Source organism: Humibacter sp., from assembly GCF_051954055.1.
Taxonomy (GTDB): Bacteria; Actinomycetota; Actinomycetes; order Actinomycetales; family Microbacteriaceae; genus Humibacter.
The window spans coordinates 1-16,592 of record NZ_JBQCIE010000147.1; the positions used below are offsets into that span (position 1 = coordinate 1).

At 67.5% G+C, this 16,592-nt stretch carries 9 protein-coding genes; 3 read left to right on the forward strand and 6 right to left on the reverse strand.

Annotated elements, in window-relative coordinates:
* Positions 1 to 209 precede the first annotated feature (209 nt).
* On the forward strand, positions 210 to 2,942 hold the full coding sequence (locus tag ACTHNC_RS18890) for a phosphoenolpyruvate carboxylase (RefSeq protein ID WP_440296176.1): 2,733 nt from the start codon (positions 210 to 212) through the stop codon (positions 2,940 to 2,942).
* A gap of 44 nt (positions 2,943 to 2,986) precedes the next feature.
* Positions 2,987 to 3,994, forward strand: coding sequence for a LacI family DNA-binding transcriptional regulator (locus tag ACTHNC_RS18895; protein WP_440296177.1), 1,008 nt, complete (start codon positions 2,987 to 2,989; stop codon positions 3,992 to 3,994).
* A gap of 19 nt (positions 3,995 to 4,013) precedes the next feature.
* Here ACTHNC_RS18895 and ACTHNC_RS18900 read toward each other — a convergent pair whose 3' ends face one another.
* The 3 genes from ACTHNC_RS18900 to ACTHNC_RS18910 are packed head-to-tail and all read right to left on the reverse strand — an operon-like array spanning position 4,014 to position 7,259.
* Positions 4,014 to 4,919 (reverse strand): carbohydrate ABC transporter permease, encoded by a 906-nt coding sequence (locus tag ACTHNC_RS18900; RefSeq protein WP_440296178.1) that lies wholly within the window; start codon positions 4,917 to 4,919, stop codon positions 4,014 to 4,016.
* A gap of 1 nt (position 4,920) precedes the next feature.
* A complete protein-coding gene (locus tag ACTHNC_RS18905; protein ID WP_440296179.1) occupies positions 4,921 to 5,874 on the reverse strand; it encodes a carbohydrate ABC transporter permease in 954 nt (317 codons plus the stop codon).
* 32 nt (positions 5,875 to 5,906) lie between these two features.
* Complete coding sequence (locus tag ACTHNC_RS18910; protein ID WP_440296180.1) at positions 5,907 to 7,259, reverse strand: extracellular solute-binding protein; 1,353 nt, start codon at positions 7,257 to 7,259, stop codon at positions 5,907 to 5,909.
* A 355-nt stretch (positions 7,260 to 7,614) separates the two neighbouring features.
* Here ACTHNC_RS18910 and arfA point away from each other — a divergent pair, with 355 nt between their 5' ends.
* Positions 7,615 to 9,156, forward strand: a complete 1,542-nt coding sequence (arfA, locus tag ACTHNC_RS18915; RefSeq protein WP_440296181.1) for an arabinosylfuranosidase ArfA — start codon at positions 7,615 to 7,617, stop codon at positions 9,154 to 9,156.
* A gap of 139 nt (positions 9,157 to 9,295) precedes the next feature.
* Here the strand turns inward: arfA and ACTHNC_RS18920 are convergent, their stop codons facing one another.
* From ACTHNC_RS18920 to ACTHNC_RS18930, 3 genes are all read right to left on the reverse strand, one after another.
* Positions 9,296 to 11,017: an ABC1 kinase family protein gene (locus ACTHNC_RS18920; RefSeq protein ID WP_440296182.1), complete on the reverse strand. Its 1,722-nt coding sequence runs from the start codon at positions 11,015 to 11,017 to the stop codon at positions 9,296 to 9,298.
* 5 nt (positions 11,018 to 11,022) lie between these two features.
* On the reverse strand, positions 11,023 to 11,589 hold the full coding sequence (locus tag ACTHNC_RS18925; protein WP_440296183.1) for a PadR family transcriptional regulator: 567 nt from the start codon (positions 11,587 to 11,589) through the stop codon (positions 11,023 to 11,025).
* 154 nt (positions 11,590 to 11,743) lie between these two features.
* Entirely contained in the window at positions 11,744 to 16,486 is a 4,743-nt protein-coding gene (locus ACTHNC_RS18930; RefSeq protein ID WP_440296184.1) for an ExeM/NucH family extracellular endonuclease, read from the reverse strand.
* Between the last annotated feature and the right edge of the window lie 106 nt (positions 16,487 to 16,592).

Here is a 16,592-nt window from a genome sequence, read left to right on the forward strand (position 1 = left end):
GAATGATTGGTGGGGGCACGGTTGGTCTTGGGCATCATGGTTACGGCTGGCAGGTGGGTCCACGGGCCCTACCTTGGCCGGAGTTTTCGTTTTCTACTGAATATGTGGCGCCAAAACAAGCATCCTGCAGCAATTTCTGCAGTCGAAACGGAATCGTCGGGCCTCGGTCGGGCAGGTGGACGAACGTGCCTGCCGTACCCTTGATGCCGATGACGAACGGTGCCCCCTCGAATCATTCCCCCCGCCACGCCTCCGTCGACCCGATCGACGACTCCGCCGCCGCACGCCAGGTGCGCAGCGGCGAGGTGCCTGAAGCGCTGCGCGCAGATGTGCGCTTCCTCGGCGAGCTGCTCGGACGCGTTCTGGCCGAGTCCGGCGGACAGGATCTGCTCGATGATGTCGAAAAGTTACGCGCTCTGACGATCGATGCCTACGAGCGCAACGGTGAGGCATCCATCGAGGATGCCGAGGCTCTCGTGGAGAGCTTCAGCCTCGACCGTGCAGAGCAGGTGGCCCGTGCGTTCACGTGCTACTTCCACCTCGTCAACCTGGCCGAGGAGCGGCACCGCGTACGCGTTCTGCTCGCTCGCGACCCGTGGAGCACCGACGGGCACCGGCCGGCGGAATCGTTCGCGAGTGCGTTCGCCTCGCTCAGCGACGAGGTCGGCGACGCCGAAGCGCGCGAGCGCGTCGCGAACCTGGAGTTCCGTCCCGTGCTGACCGCGCATCCGACCGAGGCCCGCCGTCGTGCCATCGCGTACGCCATCCGCCGCATCAGCGAGCTCGTCGCCGAGCATGACGACCCGCGGCTCGGTGCGCTCGCGCAAGCGGAGAACGAGCGGCAGCTGCTGGCCGAGATCGACACCCTGTGGCGCACCGCGCCGCTGCGCTCCAACCGCCCGACGCCGCTCGACGAGGTGCGGACTGCGATGAACATCTTCGACCAGACCCTCTTCCAGGTGCTGCCGAGGGTGTACCGGCTGATCGACGAGCGGCTGGCGGGACCGGATGCCTCGCCGCGCGTTCCCGAATCCCATGCTTTCGTGCGCTTCGGCAGCTGGATTGGCGCCGACCGCGACGGCAACCCGTTCGTCACGTCGAAGATCACCCGCAAGGCCGCGGCCATCGCCTCCGAGCACGTACTGCTCGGCCTGGAGCGCGCCACCGACCGCATCGGACGCACGCTCACACTCGACGCGGGCGACACGCCGGCCAGCCAGGAACTGCAGGACCTCTGGCGCCGGCAGCGTGCGCTCAGCGAGGAGCTCACGGCAGATGTCGCCACCCGCTCCCCCAACGAACCGCACCGCCGGGTGCTGCTCGTGGTGGCCGAGCGCATCGGCGCCACTCGGAGGCGCAATGCCGACCTGGCGTATGACGGACCGGATGCCCTGCTCGAGGACCTGCGCATCGTGCAGCGGTCACTGGCTGAGGCGGGTGACCTGCGCAACGCGTACGGCGAGGTGCAGCACCTCATCTGGCAGGTGGAGACGTTCGGCTTCCATCTCGCGGAGCTCGAGGTGCGGCAGCACTCCAAGGTGCACCGCCAGACACTCGAGGCCATCGCCGCCGGGGCGCACGGCGACGAGGACCTCGACGACCAGAGCGCCGAGGTGCTCGAGGTGTTCCGCGTGATCGCGCACCTGCAGAGCCGCTACGGCGTGGATGCCGCCCGCCGCTACATCATCTCATTCACGCAGTCCGCCGACGACATCGCCAACGTGTACCGGCTGGCCGAGCACGCGCTCGGGTCGTCCGAAGCCGCTCCGGTGCTCGACGTCATCCCGCTGTTCGAGACGTTCGACGACCTCAACGCGTCCACGGACATCCTCGACCGCATGATCGAGATCCCCGAGGTGAAGAAGCGTCTCGAGCAGTCCGGGCGCCGCCTGGAGGTCATGCTCGGCTACTCGGACTCATCCAAGGATGTCGGTCCCGTCTCCGCCACGCTCGCCCTGTACGACGCGCAGGCCCGGATCGCGGACTGGGCGAAGCGCAATGACATCGTGCTGACACTGTTCCACGGTCGCGGCGGCTCGCTCGGTCGTGGCGGCGGCCCCGCCAACGAGGCGGTGCTGGCGCAGCCGCCGGGATCCGTCGACGGACGCTTCAAGCTCACCGAGCAGGGCGAGGTCATCTTCGCCCAGTACGGCGACCCGGTCATCGCGGTGCGGCACCTCGAGCAGATCGCGGCGGCCACGCTGATGGCATCCGCTCCCTCGATCGAGGAACGCAACGCCCGCGCCGCCACCGAGTTCTCCGAGCTCGCTGCACAGCTGGACCGGGTGAGCCGCGAACGCTTCTTCCGGCTCGTGCGCTCGGAGGGATTCGCCCCCTGGTTCGGGCTCGTCACCCCGCAAGAGGAGATCGGCCTGCTCGCACTCGGCTCCCGGCCGGCGCGGCGCGGTCTGTCGCTGGAGTCGCTCGAAGACCTCCGCGCGATCCCGTGGGTCTTCGCCTGGACGCAAGCACGCATCAACCTCACCGGATGGTTCGGCCTCGGCTCGGCGCTCGCCGCCGTCGGCGACGAGAAGCTGCTGAGGGATGCCTACGACCGCTGGCCCCTGTTCCGCACCATGATCGAGAACGTCGAGATGTCGCTCGCGAAGACCGACGAGCGGCTCGCCAGGCGCTACCTCGCTCTCGGCGACCGGCAGGACCTCGCCGACCTGGTCCTGGACGAGATGGCGCTGACGCGCGAGTGGGCGTTGAAGACGAGCGGGGCATCCGAGCTCCTGGCCGACCGCCCGGTGCTGCGCCGCGCCGTCCGGCTGCGCAGCCCGTACGTCGACGCTCTCTCTCTGCTGCAGCTGCGAGCACTCCGAGCGCTGCGCAGCGACGCGGACGCCTCCACCATCGACGACACCCAGCAGGACGAGCTGCGCCGCCTGCTGCTCCTCGCCGTGAACGGTGTGGCCGCCGGCCTGCAGAACACGGGCTGAGGTCGGTGGCGGCGTAAGCTCACCCTGGCGACGAAAGGGGACGGATGCGCGCAACGGTGAAAGACGTCGCAGCGCTCGCAGGCGTATCGCCCAAGACCGTCTCCAACGTGATCAATGGCGTCGTGTTCGTGCGTCCCGACACCCGCGCACGCGTCGAAAAGGCGCTGACCGAGCTCGACTACGTGCCGAACCTCAGCGCTCGCGGCCTCCGCAACGGCCGCACCGGTGTCATCGCGCTCGCGCTGCCCGACCTCGCCACCCCGTACTCGGCCGAGATGGCGCACCACTTCGTGGAGGCAGCGCACGAACGCGGCTGGGGAATCCAGATCGAGGAGACGGGTGCTCGCCCGGAACGCGAGGAGCAGCTGCTCTCCCGTGCGCGAGCGCAGATGGTCGACGGGCTGGTGCTCAACCCGATCGTCTCCGACGAGTTCGCACTGCCCGACGACTCGGCGCACCTCCCGCCCGCCGTGCTGATCGGCGAGGTGGAGCAGGACAGGCTCGACCAGGTGCGCGTCGACCCCGATCAGGCCGCGTACGACATGACCACCATGCTCATCGGCCTCGGCCACCGACGCATCGCGGTCCTCGGGTCGCCCGTGCGCACGAACACGTTCACGGCGCGACTGCGCACCGCGGGATACCGACGCGCACTGGCCGACGCGGGCATCCGCCACGATCCCGTCCTCGAGATCGGCTGCGACGACTGGGAACCGCACGGCGGCGCCTCGGCGATGGACGCGTTCCTCGACCGCTCCCCGCTCCCGGATGCCCTGTTCTGCTTCACCGACTCCCTCGCGATCGGTGCGCTGAGCGCGCTCTGGCGACGGGGCATCCAGGTGCCGCAGGGCATCTCGGTCGCCGGCTTCGACGACATCGCGCACGGTGAGTACGCGTCTCCCCCGCTGACCACGGTGTCGTTCGACAAGCGCGCGTTCACGGACGCCGCACTGGACCGGCTCGAGGCACGCATCACGGACCGCGCCCGGGATACGACGCTCATCACGGTGCAGCACCGCATCATCGTGCGGGAGAGCACCCGCGCGGTGTGACCCGCGCGGGTGCTCTCGGTCAGCCCTTCAGGCCGCTTCCCGTCACGCCCTCCACGATGCGGCGCTGGAAGATGAGATACAGGATGATCAGCGGCAGAGCGGCGAGGATCGCGCCGGCCTGGATGTCCGCATAGCGCTGCCCGAAGCTGCCCTGCACCGTGGCGAGTCCCACCGGGATCGTCATCAGGTTCGGGTTGGAGAGCACGAACAGGGGCAGCAGCAGGTTGTTCCAGACGCCGACGAACGTGAGGATCGTCACGGCCGCGACCACGGGTCGCGACAGCGGCATGATCACCGACCAGTAGATCTTCCACCGGCTCGCACCGTCGATCCGCGCGGCCTCCTCCAGCTCACGCGGGATGCCGTCGAAGAACTGCTTGAAGATGAACACCGCGATCACGGCGGGCACCTGCGGGAAGATCACCGACCAGTACGTGTTCAGCAGGCTGAGCGCGTTCAGCTCCTGGAAGATCGGCACGATGAGCACCTGGCTCGGAATCATGATGCCCAGGATGATCAGCAGCAGCACCAGGTTCGACCCGCGGAAGCGCAGACGCGACAGCGCGAACGCCGCCATCGAGGCGAAGAACACGGTGAGCACCGCGGTGACGACCGACGTGATGGCGCTGGCGATGTACCAGTTCCAGATGTCGCCGGATTGGAAGTACGACGCGTACGACGCCAGCGTGGGGTTCCAGTTGCTCAGGATCGCCGAGGCGCCGAGCGCCGCCGTTCCGTTGTCGGTGAGCGAGGTCTTCAGCGCGAACAGGCTCGGGATCAGCCAGATGATGGCGAAGACGATGAGCACGATCAACGCGACGATGTTGAACGTGCGTCCGCTCACCCGTGAGGTGGATGTCTGGCGCGCGGGCGCCGCACCGGAGACCGGGGACTTGAGACGCGGACGTGGGGTCGAGATCGCCATGTCAGGCCTCCTTCTTGGCTGCGGAACGGTCGGTGAGCTGGCGGATGATCGCGATCACGATGATCACGATGAACAGCAGCACGCTCGCCGCCGATGCCGCACCGAGCCGGTTGTCGGTGAACGCGGTGCCGGTGATGAGCTGCAGCGACACCTGGGTCGAGATGCCCGGCCCGCCTCCCGTCATCAGGTACACCTGGTCGAAGATCTTGAGGCTCGCGATGATCTGCAGCAGCACGACAAGGGTCGTGGTGCGACCGAGCATCGGGATCGTGATGAACCGGATCTGCGACCACGCGGAAGCACCATCGACCGCCGCCGCCTCGTACAGCTCGCGCGGAATCTCCTGGAGCCCCGCGAGGTAGAGCACGAAGTTGAAGCCGAGCGTCCACCAGACCGTGGCGATCGCCACGCCGATCATGGCCGTGTCCGGGCTGGAGAGCACCCCCGAGCCCGGAGCGATGCCGAACCACGTCTCGACCAGTGCCCAGAGCCCCGTCGTCGGCGTGAAGACGAAGACCCAGATCAGGGAGATCGTCGCCGACGGGAGGATGAACGGCAGGAAGAACGCGAGCCGGAAGAACCACTGACCCCGGTTGAACCGGTTGGTCAGCACCGCGAACACGAACGCGAGGATGACCAGCGGCGGTGTCGTGTAGAGCGTGAACTGCAGCGTGTGCAGCAGCGAGCTCCAGAAGTCCGGCCGGGTGAGCATCTCCACGTAGTTGGCGAATCCGGCGAACGAACCGAGCCCGGTGCGCACCATCGACGTGTTGAAGAAGCTCATGACGAGCATGTAGATGGTGGGGCCGAGCAGGAACGCCAGGTAGAAGATGCCGAACGGTGCGAGGAAGAGCCAGGCGCTGCGGCCATCCTTGCGTTGCAGCGGTGAACGATAGGTCAGGCCCGAGTTCCGTTCGGCGCGTGGCCGAGGTCGGGCGACGGTTGCGGTGGTCACGACGGTGGTACCTCCGAGAGAAAATGTGCGATCTAGAGCGGGCTTGGCGTGTTCAGATACACGCTCAACTGGGACTTGATGGCCTGCAAGGCATCTTGAGGGGACAGCGAGAGCTGCTGCACGAGCCCGAGCTGGGCGCCGACGATGTTCTCGAACGTCGAGCCCGAGCCGCCGTACCACGCCGGGTCGTCGTACACCGCGCTGGAGGCGACGGATGCGTAGTCCGACTGCGGCTTCAACGCCTTGTACGCAGCGCTGCGCGCTACCGGCTGGTACGCGGGGATGTGGCCACCCTTCGCCCAGGTGAGGCTCTGGTCGAGCATCGAGCGGATGAACAGCATCGCCTGCTTGCGCTGCTCCGGCGTGCGGTCCTTCCTCGGCAGCACGAACGTGTGCGAGTCCGCCTGGGTCGCCGCCCTGTCCCAGAGCGTCGGCACCGGCACGATGCCGAACTTGAGCCCCTTCACCGACTGGGCGGTCGTGATCTCCCACTCGCCCTCGAGGTAGAGACCCGACTTGCCGGTGAACATGTACGACTCCGCCGTCGCGTAGTCGAGTCCGCTGTTGACCCAGCCCTTCTTCACCCAGGACTGCAGCCGGCTCGTGACGTCGTTGTAGACATCCTCATTGACGGTGAGCTTCGACCCGTTGTCGGAGAGGAAGGGCGTCGCCGAGGAGTGCTGGTTGTAGAACGTCCAGAACACACGCCATGGCGTCGCCGTCTCGCCTGCCACGTTGGCGATCGTCATCGCCGGGCCCTTCGTGACCTTGCTGATCGCCGCGAGCGCCGCCTCGAACTCGTCCATGTTGTTGAGCTTCTTCAGCGTGCCGGTCGAGTCCATCAGGCCGGCCTTGCTGCAGACGTCGTCGTTGTAGAACATGACGAGCGGATGCGTGTCCAACGGCACCGCGATGTTGTGGCCGCCCGTGCGCTGTTCGTTCCACGGCCGGGTGCTGAAGTCGGAGGCGCTCAAGCCGACGGATGCCAGATCGTCGTCGGTGATCGGCTCCAGCAGACCGCCGTCCCACAGCGGTTTGGCTCGGGTGAGGTGCGAGACCGCGACGTCCGGCGGCTTGTTCCCGACCGTGGCGAGAGTGACCTTCGTGTAGTACGGATTGCCCCACGCGAACGTGGTCGCCTGGAGCGAATCGGGACCGTACTTGTCGCGGTAGCCGGCCTCCATCGCCTGCATGCGCGTGCCGTCGCCGCCGCCGAACAGGTTCCAGTACACGAGCGTCGAGGTGGGGAGCCTGGTGCCGAAGAGACCGGCGGCCACCGTCGTGCCGATGTTGCTGGAGCATCCTGCCAGGAGCGGTACCGTGGCGGCGCCCAGCCCAGCCGCGAGGAATGCCCGACGGCTCAGGCCTGTGCTGCTTCGTGCCATCTCGTTGACGACCTCCTTGTCGTGCGCCGCGTCGGCGGCGTTGGGGGTGAAGGGGAGCGCGAGCGCTCATTTCAACGTGGTAAAGGTAGCATTCGAATCGCGCAGCGCAAGCCCCTCGATTAACGCGAGTTCGCCGCGGTGCTGCGCACATCTTCGTGAGTCCTCCCCTCGTACGCGGGACACGATTGGATGACTGCGGACCCGGGCAGGACAATTTCCGCTTCGAGCGCGCCTTCCGGCTTCGCTCCGCCAGTTCAACGATGTAATGTGGGCGCTGGTTTGCGAACTGCGGGCGGTGCCCGCTCACGCTGACGACGCGCACACGACAGACGACGCACAACGACAAAGGAGTTCCATGTCCCGCGCCACCATCACCGTCGACCGCGACTTCACGGCCGGTCCCGTTCCGAGGCGGATCTTCGGCAACTTCGTCGAGCACATGGGCCGGTGCGTCTACACCGGCATCTACGAGCCTGGCCACCCGGATGCCGACGAGAACGGCTACCGCCTCGACGTGCTCGAGCTCGTCAAGGAGCTCGGCGTCACGGTCGTGCGCTACCCCGGCGGCAACTTCGTCTCCGGCTACAACTGGGAAGACGGGGTCGGCCCGGTCGACCAGCGTCCGCGCCGTCTCGACGGCGCATGGCACACCGTGGAGACCAACGCTTTCGGTCTGCACGAGTTCGCCGGCTGGGCGAAGAAGGCGGGCGTGGAGATCATGGAGGCCGTCAACCTCGGCACTCGAGGTGTGGAGGCGGCCCGTGAGCTGGTCGAGTACGCGAACCACCCCGGCGGCACGTATCTGAGCGATCTGCGGAAGAAGAACGGGGCATCCGAGCCCTTCGACATCAAGCTGTGGTGCCTGGGCAACGAGATGGACGGCCCGTGGCAGATCGGCCACAAGACGGCCGACGAGTACGGGCGCCTCGCCCAAGAGGCCGGCAAGGCCATGCGGCTGGTCGACCCGTCGATCGAGCTCGTCGCCAGCGGCAGCTCCAACCGCGGCATGCCCACCTTCGGCTCGTGGGAGCAGACCGTGCTCGGCCACACGTACGACGTCGTCGACTACGTCTCGCTGCACGCGTACTACGAGGAGAAGGAAGGCGACGCGGCGAGCTTCCTCGCCTCCGGCGTCGACATGGACCTCTTCATCGAGGGCGTCATCGCCACGGCCGACGCCGTGCGCGCCAAGGGCAAGCACTCCAAGCACATCAACCTGTCGTTCGACGAATGGAACGTCTGGTACCAGACCGCTCGACAAGGCGACGACATGCCCGCGACGATCGAGGCGCGCGGCGGGTGGTACGAGCATCCGCGGATCATCGAAGACGAGTACAACGTGACGGATGCCGTCGTGGTCGGCACCCTGCTCAACTCGCTGCTGAGGCACGGCGACCGTGTGTCGATCGCCAACCAGGCTCAGCTCGTCAACGTGATCGCACCGATCCGCAGCGAGGAGAACGGACCGGCCTGGCGGCAGTCGATCTTCTGGCCGTTCGCGCGGATGTCCGAGCTCGCGAACGGCGAGATCCTGCGGCTGTCCACCACGAGCGACCGTTTCGAGACGGCGAAGTACGGCGACGCCGACATCGTCGACGCGAGCGCGACGTGGGACGAGGAAAACGGCCGGGTCGCGTTCTTCCTGGCCAACCGCGGACTGGACGAGGCTGCCGAGGTCACCGCGACGCTGCGCGGTTTCGACACAGCGCGCATCACCCGTGCAGAGGTGCTGACCGTGCCGGAGGGCGCGGATCGCTTCACCAGCAACAACGAGCAGAACCAGGACCGGGTGGGCCTGAAGCCGCTGAGCGACGTGAGCGTCGACGGCGGAACCCTGCACGCGACGCTGCCGCCGCTCTCCTGGGCCGTCGTCGAGGTGGAGGTCACCAAGGCGTAGCGCGACGCATCCACGCCACTCCCGCGCGGTCCGCGAGGTCCGCGCCGCGGCCGCGAGACTGGGCGTATGAGCCGAGACCTGGCGCAGTGCGCCTAGGCTCGGCCCATACGCCCAGTCTCGTGTGTAGGCGGAGACGGCCTCAGCGGCTGGGCGCTCGGGGCGTCCCGGCGAGCACGGCGTAGGCGAGCGGAACCACGGAGACGCTCATGAGCACGATGCCGAGCGGCACGACGAACTGCAGCATCAGGATGCCGCCGACCAGGAACGCGGCGAACAACACCGCGCCGACGGCCCTGCGGATGAGCCGCTCGATGCGGCTCAGGCGTCGGTCGATCGCGGGCGTCGCCACCGAGACGGTGCCGGCATCGATGCGCGTGATCAGCTGATCGGCCCGCTGCGGCAGCCGCAGCACGATGCCGGCCGCCGCGAGCGCTTCCCGCGCGACGGAGCGCACGACGTTGCCGCTCTCCTCGCGCAACAGCCTCGTGGCGTACGGCTCGATGGCGTCCCAGATGTTGAACTCCGGGTCCAGTGAGCTGCAGACGCCCGACGTGAGCGACATCGAGCGGATGACGAGCAGGAAGTTCTCCGGCAGCTGGAACGGAAGCGAGCGCACCACAGCACCGAACTCCTGGCCGAAGTCGCGGAACTCGCGCTGATCCACCTTGCGCAGCTGTGCGAATCCCATGCCGCCGAATCGATCGAACAGCCGGGTCATCGCCCGCTCCAGCTCTGCGGTGTCGGCAGTGGGCAGCAGGATGCCCACCTCCTGGATGCTCGAGATCAGCAGTCGGCCATCGCGGGAGGCGACGGCGATGAGCAGCCGCCTCAATCCGTCGCGCAAGTCGTCGGTGACCTCGCCCATCATGCCGAAGTCGACGAACGTGAGCCGCCATTGCGGGCCGGTGCCGGCATCCGTGACGGGAGTGACGAAGATGTTGCCGGGGTGCGGGTCGGCGTGGAAGTAGCCGTGGCCGAAGAGCTGCTCGAACATGACCTCGGCGAACACGGCAGCCACCTCGGACGGATCGATGCCGGCGGCTCGCAGTCCGTCGACGTCGTTGATCTTGATGGCCGAGACGTCAGAGAGCGTGAGAACGCGGCGCGTGGTGCGCTCCCACACCACTTCCGGCACGTTCACCCGCGGGTCGTCGGCGAACATCTCCGCGAACCGTTCTGCGCCCATCGCCTCGTGCAGGTAGTCGATCTCCTCGAGGCTCGTCTTCGCGAACTCCGCGACCAGTGCACGAGGGTCGACGTGATCGGAGACGACGCGCAAGCGGCTGAGCCACCCGGCCACGCGGCGAAGGGCGGCGAGGTCGACATCGACGATGGTCTGGATGCCCGGGCGCTGCACCTTCACGACCACGGCGTCGAACCCGGTCTCGACGGCATCCCACTCCACGAGCCGTGCCGGATGCGCCTGCCCGAGCGAGGCCGCAGCCACCGCCTGCTCCCCGAACCACGAGTACGCCTGGTTCAACGGAACACCCAAATCGGCCTCCGCGAGCTCCCGGATCGCGGAGAAGGATGCCGGTGGCACCTCGTCTTGAAGCCCGGCCAGCTCCGCGGTGATCTCCGGCGGCAGCACATCCAGTCGCGACGACAGGAATTGCCCCACCTTGATCATGAGCCCGCCGAGCTCCACGGCGAGCACGTGGAAGCGCTGGGCGACCCTCGTCATCCGGGCCGAGCGACCGCGTTCGGCGACCCGCTCCAGACCGATGCGCACGAGGAACACCTCGTACCACCAGGTCTGCACGAGGTAGCGCAGCGCGAACCGCAGGATGCGACGGTAGCGGGAACGAGCGGCCCCGTTCTCGGTGGACGGGGCCGCTCGCGATCCGGATGCCGGCGGCATCCGTCTCAGTCCTGGGCGAGGATCGAGTAGAGCTTGCGCCGGGCGTCGTCGAGCACCGCGACGGCCTGGTCCACCTGCTCGCTCGTCCCGGTGCGACGCACCTGTGCGGCCGCATGCGCCAGGTCGACGACGGACTTGGGCAGAGGGCCGACACCGAGCAGATCGTGCAGGCCGAACGTGTCCCAGGGTGCCGCCTTGCCCGTGGAGGACTCGGTTGCGGCCCGCCCGCTCTCGGTGAGCGAATAGGTCTTACGGCCGTCCGCGACCTCCTGGGCGAGGAGTCCCTCGTCGACCAGGAGCTGCAGTGTCGGGTACACCGAGCCGGCGCTCGGCTTCCACGCGCCACCACTGCGCTTCTCGATCTCGGCCATGAGCTGATAGCCGTGCATCGGCTTCTCCGCCAGAAGCGCGAGCACGGCCGCTCTCACGTCGCCATGCGCGGCGCGCGGCATCCCGTGCTGTTTGAGCATCGAACGGAGCTGCTCGAACAGGTCGGACACGTTCGGGCCCGCTCCTGACTCTCCGCCGAAACCGCGTGCGGAGAAACCGCCGCTCATGTAGGAACCGACCATGATTTCCTCCGGGACACTTCGCATCACTCGACATATCGCGATATATCGCTCACCCTAGCCACTCCTGCTCCGGAATGGGCGGAAAGAGGCGCACTTCCAGGATGCCAGCGACCGCCGGGTGCAGCACAAGCACCCGGCGGTCGACTAACGCGAGTCAGTGACCCTTGGCCTTGCCGGCCGCCACCTTCATCACAGACCAGCCGATGACGGCTCCCGTGCTGTCCTGCACAGACAGGTCGTAGTCGCCCTTGGCGAGTGACGCCGGCAGTCGCAGGTGCAGAACGCCGTCCGCGGGCACCTTCACCCAACCATCGCCCACGAGCTTCGGCGCGCCGTACGCCCAGACCGAGACCCACTGGCCGGCGCGTCCGGCTCCGAGCGAGATGTCGATCGGATCGTCGGCGTGGTAGGCCTTGTCCTTGAAGTCGACCTTGCCCTTGAGCGGCTTGGTCAGCTTCGAGGCGGGTGCCGCCGCCGGATCGGTCGTCGGCTTGCCGTCGGTCGGTGCGGCCACCGTCAACGGGATCGTGACCGTGGTGCGCGACTCCTTCGCCGTGAGCACGAGGGTGCTCGGGCCGGAGGCTCCCGCTGGGACGGCGAAGCTCACCGTCGCGGCACCCGACGCGTCAACCGGCACCGATCCGAGGTCGACCGAACCGTTCCAGCTCAGCTGGAGCGAGGTGTTCGCCGGGCTGCCGAGGCTCGTCAGGTTGAGCTTCTGCACACCGAAGCTCACCTGCTGACCCGGCTGCAGGACATCCGTCGGAACGTCCGTGACCGACACGCCCCTGTGCGCGAAGCTCGGCGAAAGCGGGCTGTGGTCGGTGATGTAGCCGATCCAGGCATCCCGGTCGATGAGCCCGGAGTCCCGTGTGTCCGCACCGTCGGCGAACACCCGGAAGTTGTCCCCGCCCTGCAGGAGGAACGAGAACGATCCGATCCGGTACGACTTCGCGGGATCGATGGCGGCACCGTTCACGAGGATGCTCGTGATGCGGTCGCCCTCGGCCCTGGTCGCGTCGTAGGTGTAGCTGACGTTCTTCGACAGCCCGAGGTTGAGGAACGGGCGGCTCGGCACGGTGCCGTCCGCGTTCCGCTGCCACTGCTGTTCGAGAGCCTGCTTGAACTGCGCCCCTGTGAGGGTCGTGGTCCAGAGGTTGTTCACGAACGGCAGCACCGCGTTCGCCTGCGCGTACGTGACCGTCCCGTCGGTTCCGTAGAGCAGTTCGGCGCGAAGGCCGCCAGGGTTCACGACGCCGATCTCGGCGCCGCCCTTGTCGGCGGGCGAGAGGGTCGCCAGCAGCGAGTCCGCAACCAGATTGCCGAGCGTTGACTCGCTCATCCGGTCGTCCCGAGCGCCGTTCAGGTACGCGGTCGTGATGTCCTTCGTGACCGAACCGACCTTCTGGCTGCCGATCACGTCGGCTGCGGCGAGCGCCTTGTCGACGATCGTCTTCACCTTCGCGACCCGCGGATAGGCGGCGACGAGCGAGGCATCGCTGTCGGTCGTGCGAGCGACGTTGCGGTCGGTGTGGCTCGTGACCGCCTTGGTGTCGCCGTCGATCGTCAGGGTGATCTGACCGATGTTCTCGCCGTAGCTGCCGGTCTGAACGATCGGCCGGGTCGCCCCGTCGACGCCAGGCACCGCACCCTCCCACGCATACTGCTTGTGCGTGTGACCGGTGAAGATGGCCGAGACCTTCGCACTGGTCTTGGTCACGATGTCGGCGAAGGCGCCGCCTGCGGCGACCTCCTGATCGATCGTCGCACCCTCGGGCTGGCCGAAGCCGGCGCCCTCGTGGTATTCGGCGACGATCACGTCGGCTTCGCCGTTCGCGGTGTCACCGTCGGTGAGCTGGGCGGCGACGCGGTTCACCGCTTCCACGGGATCGCCGAAGTCGAGCGTGGAGATCCCGCCCGGCGAGACCAGGGTCGGGGTCTCCTCGGTCACGGCGCCGATCACGCCCACCTTGATGCCGTCGACCGTGAACACCTTGTACTCCGGCAGCGCAGGCGTCGTCGTGCCCTTCAGGTAGACGTTCGCACCGAGGTAGTCGAAGTCCGCCGCATCCTTCACGCGCCCGGTGAGGTCGCTGAAGCCCTTGTCGAACTCGTGGTTGCCCACGGTGCTCGTCTTCAGGCCCAGCGCATTCAGCACGTCCAGAGTGGGGATGTCACCCGCGGACGCCGAGGCGAAGAGGGAGGCACCGATGTTGTCGCCGGCCGAGAGGAAGAGCGTGTTGCTCTCTCCGCCCTCCGCGCGCAGCTTCTCGACCGTGCCGGCGAACTTCACCGTGTTGCCGTCGATGCGACCGTGGAAGTCGTTGATGTTCAGCAGGTTGAGCGTCACCGGCGCTGCCTTCAGACCGAGCCCGACGACGATCGGGTCGTGGTCGCTTGAGCGATACGGTCCCGATTCGTAGAAGTTCGTGGCGTTGTAGTTGTACCGGCTGTACTCCAGGGCGACCGACTCGACCGAGTTGATGTTCCAGACATCCGCGCCGGTGATCGTCGTGTTCGCGGCAGGTGAGGCGAGCACGTGATCGAGCGAGCCGACAGTGCCGTCGAACGCGTACGTGGCCTTGGCCGTTCTGGTGCTGACCTGGTCGACGTAGCCGGCATCCGTCAGGACCTTGATCGGGTCCTCGTTGAGGTAGGCGTTGAAGTCGCCGATCAGGAGCACCTTGTCGAGCCCGAGCGTCGACTTGCGCTCGTCGGCGAACGTCACGAGCGCCTGCGCCTGCTTGACGCGAGAGGCGTTGGATGCTCCCTGGCCGTCGCCCTGGTCGGCGTCGACGCCGGAGCCGGACCCCTTCGACTTGAAGTGGTTGACGATGGCGATGAACGCGGACGAGTCGGCACCGCCCACCTTCTTGAACGCCTGCGCGAGCGGCTGACGAGCATTCGAGAACGCCGCGTCGTCGAGGATCTTCGAGTCGCCGACCAGCGCTGCGATCGACTTCTTGTAGATGAAGGCGGTGCGGATGACGTCTTCCGTCGCAGGCAGCTTCGACGGCGACGGCACGAAGGCCCAGACCTGGCTGCCCGCCGCGGTGTTGAGAGCACCGACGAGCGTCTTCACTGCGTCGTCGCGGTCGAGACCGAAGCGCGCGGAGTTCTCGATCTCCTCGAGGGAGACGACGTCGGCGGTCAACGCGTTGATGGCCGCGACGATCTTGTCCTGCTGCCGCTTCAGGTTCGCCGCGTCAGCGGCACCACGAGCGTCGCAGCCGCTGTTGACCGTGATCTTGTTGCCATCCCGGTCGGTGTAGAACGTGCACCCGGTGAGCTGGTCGCCGGTCGTCGTGAAGTAGTTCAGCACGTTGAAGGTGGCCAGTCGCAGGTCACCGCCGACGTTCGCCGGTGCAGCCGTGCGTGTGTTGCCGAATGCGGCGGGCTGAGTCGTCGCCGCGTTCGCCGGGGTGAGCTCCGATGTCGGCTGGAACTTCCAGGCGTTGTTGCGGTAGTCGAGCACGACCGGCGCGGTGAACGTGACCGGGGCACCGACGCGGACCGGATCGGTCAGTGAGAGGTACGGCAACGGCTTCGACTTGTTCGCCGCGCTGAGGAAGTTGGTGGATGCTCCGTCGTCGAGCGTGACGGCTCGTGCCGCGTTCTCCGCTACGGCCGCGGTGTATTCCGGAGTGCCCGGCCGGGCGGTCTCCGTCGGCTGCACCAGCGGCTTGTCCCCCGCCGCGAGCCCGATCTCGCCGTACTGATTCGCCGAGTGCACGTCGGTGACGGTGAACGCCCCCTGGGGTGCCACGAGCATGCCTTCGAGGCTCTCGCGCTGTGCATCGGTGGCGGGAAGGCCCACGGATGCCGGCAGCGGCGCGGTCACGGAGCTCGCGTCGAGCTTGTCGACCTTGCTCGCCGTGATCTCGGTGAGGCCGTTGTACTCGCTCACGGCGCCTGTCACCTGCACGTAGTCGCCGGCAGCGACGCTCGACGCGGACAACGCTCCGAACACGAACACGGCGTCTGAGGCGGTGTGCGTCGCGAGATCGATCGCACCGCCGGTGCCCGGTGTCTGAATGTAGAAGCCGTTGAAACCGCCGGTCGGGTAGTTCGCCGTGACGACTCCCGCCGTGGTGACGGACTGTCCCGCCTTCGGGCTGACGTCGCCGGTGCCCTGGATCTCCGCGATGGCGATCGTGCCGGGCGGTCCAGGATCCGTTCCGGTGCCAGGGTCGGTTCCGTCGCCGGGATCAGTTCCGTCGCCGGGTCCTCCATCACCGGGCGCAGCCGCCGTGTTCTCCGGCGTGATCGTCGCGCTGAGCGAGAAGTCGACGCTGTTGTCGTCGGTATCGGCGAAGCCGGTGCGGTTCAGCGACTTGACATCGGTGTTGCCGCTCGGCGCCATCGCACCCTTGGCGCCCTCGAAGGTGTTCGACGTGCCGTACCCGAGGAGGTCGACCACGGCAGCGTTGCCGGTGACCGATCCGGTTGGCAGTGTGAGCGCCGTTGTGCCCTTGGCGAGGATGAGCGTTCCGGCGGTGCCGCTCGGGTTGAGGGCGGCTCCGGCCACGTCGGGCGCCGGAAGCGCCGCACCGTTCGCGCCGTTCGACGCTCCGGCCACCAGGTAGTGGCCCTTGGCTGCGATGCTGCCGGTCAACGCGACGACGCTGCTGGAAGCCCCGGTGCCGGTCGCCGAGCGATATTGCAGGCTCCAACCGCTCAACTGCACTGCCGAGTCACCCGGGTTGTACAGCTCCACGAACTTGTTCGCGTAGGCGGCGCCTGCGCTGCCACCCGACAGGTACGCCTCGTTGATGACGACACCCGCGCCGTCTGTGCTCGCGAACGCGGGGGTCGCCCCCAGCGATCCTGCCGCGAGCCCGGCTCCGACGGCGACCGCTGTGACAGCGCGCCACAGCTTGCCTGATCTGCTTGACATCTCACTCCTAGGGCGGGAACGAACTCGGTTGAGCCCGCGGCCACCTTAGGAATCGCAGAGAACGGCCGTCGGTCTCCTGAGTGAACATACAGACAACTCGGCTGCG

Coding starts and splice junctions, on each gene's coding strand:
- ACTHNC_RS18920 (WP_440296182.1), bottom strand. CDS start 11,017: ATGCCGCCGGCATCCGGATCGCGAGCGGCCCCGTCCACCGAGAACGGG.
- ACTHNC_RS18910 (WP_440296180.1), bottom strand. CDS start 7,259: ATGGCACGAAGCAGCACAGGCCTGAGCCGTCGGGCATTCCTCGCGGCT.
- ACTHNC_RS18895 (WP_440296177.1), top strand. CDS start 2,987: ATGCGCGCAACGGTGAAAGACGTCGCAGCGCTCGCAGGCGTATCGCCC.
- ACTHNC_RS18930 (WP_440296184.1), bottom strand. CDS start 16,486: ATGTCAAGCAGATCAGGCAAGCTGTGGCGCGCTGTCACAGCGGTCGCC.
- ACTHNC_RS18925 (WP_440296183.1), bottom strand. CDS start 11,589: ATGGTCGGTTCCTACATGAGCGGCGGTTTCTCCGCACGCGGTTTCGGC.
- ACTHNC_RS18890 (WP_440296176.1), top strand. CDS start 210: ATGACGAACGGTGCCCCCTCGAATCATTCCCCCCGCCACGCCTCCGTC.
- arfA (WP_440296181.1), top strand. CDS start 7,615: ATGTCCCGCGCCACCATCACCGTCGACCGCGACTTCACGGCCGGTCCC.
- ACTHNC_RS18900 (WP_440296178.1), bottom strand. CDS start 4,919: ATGGCGATCTCGACCCCACGTCCGCGTCTCAAGTCCCCGGTCTCCGGT.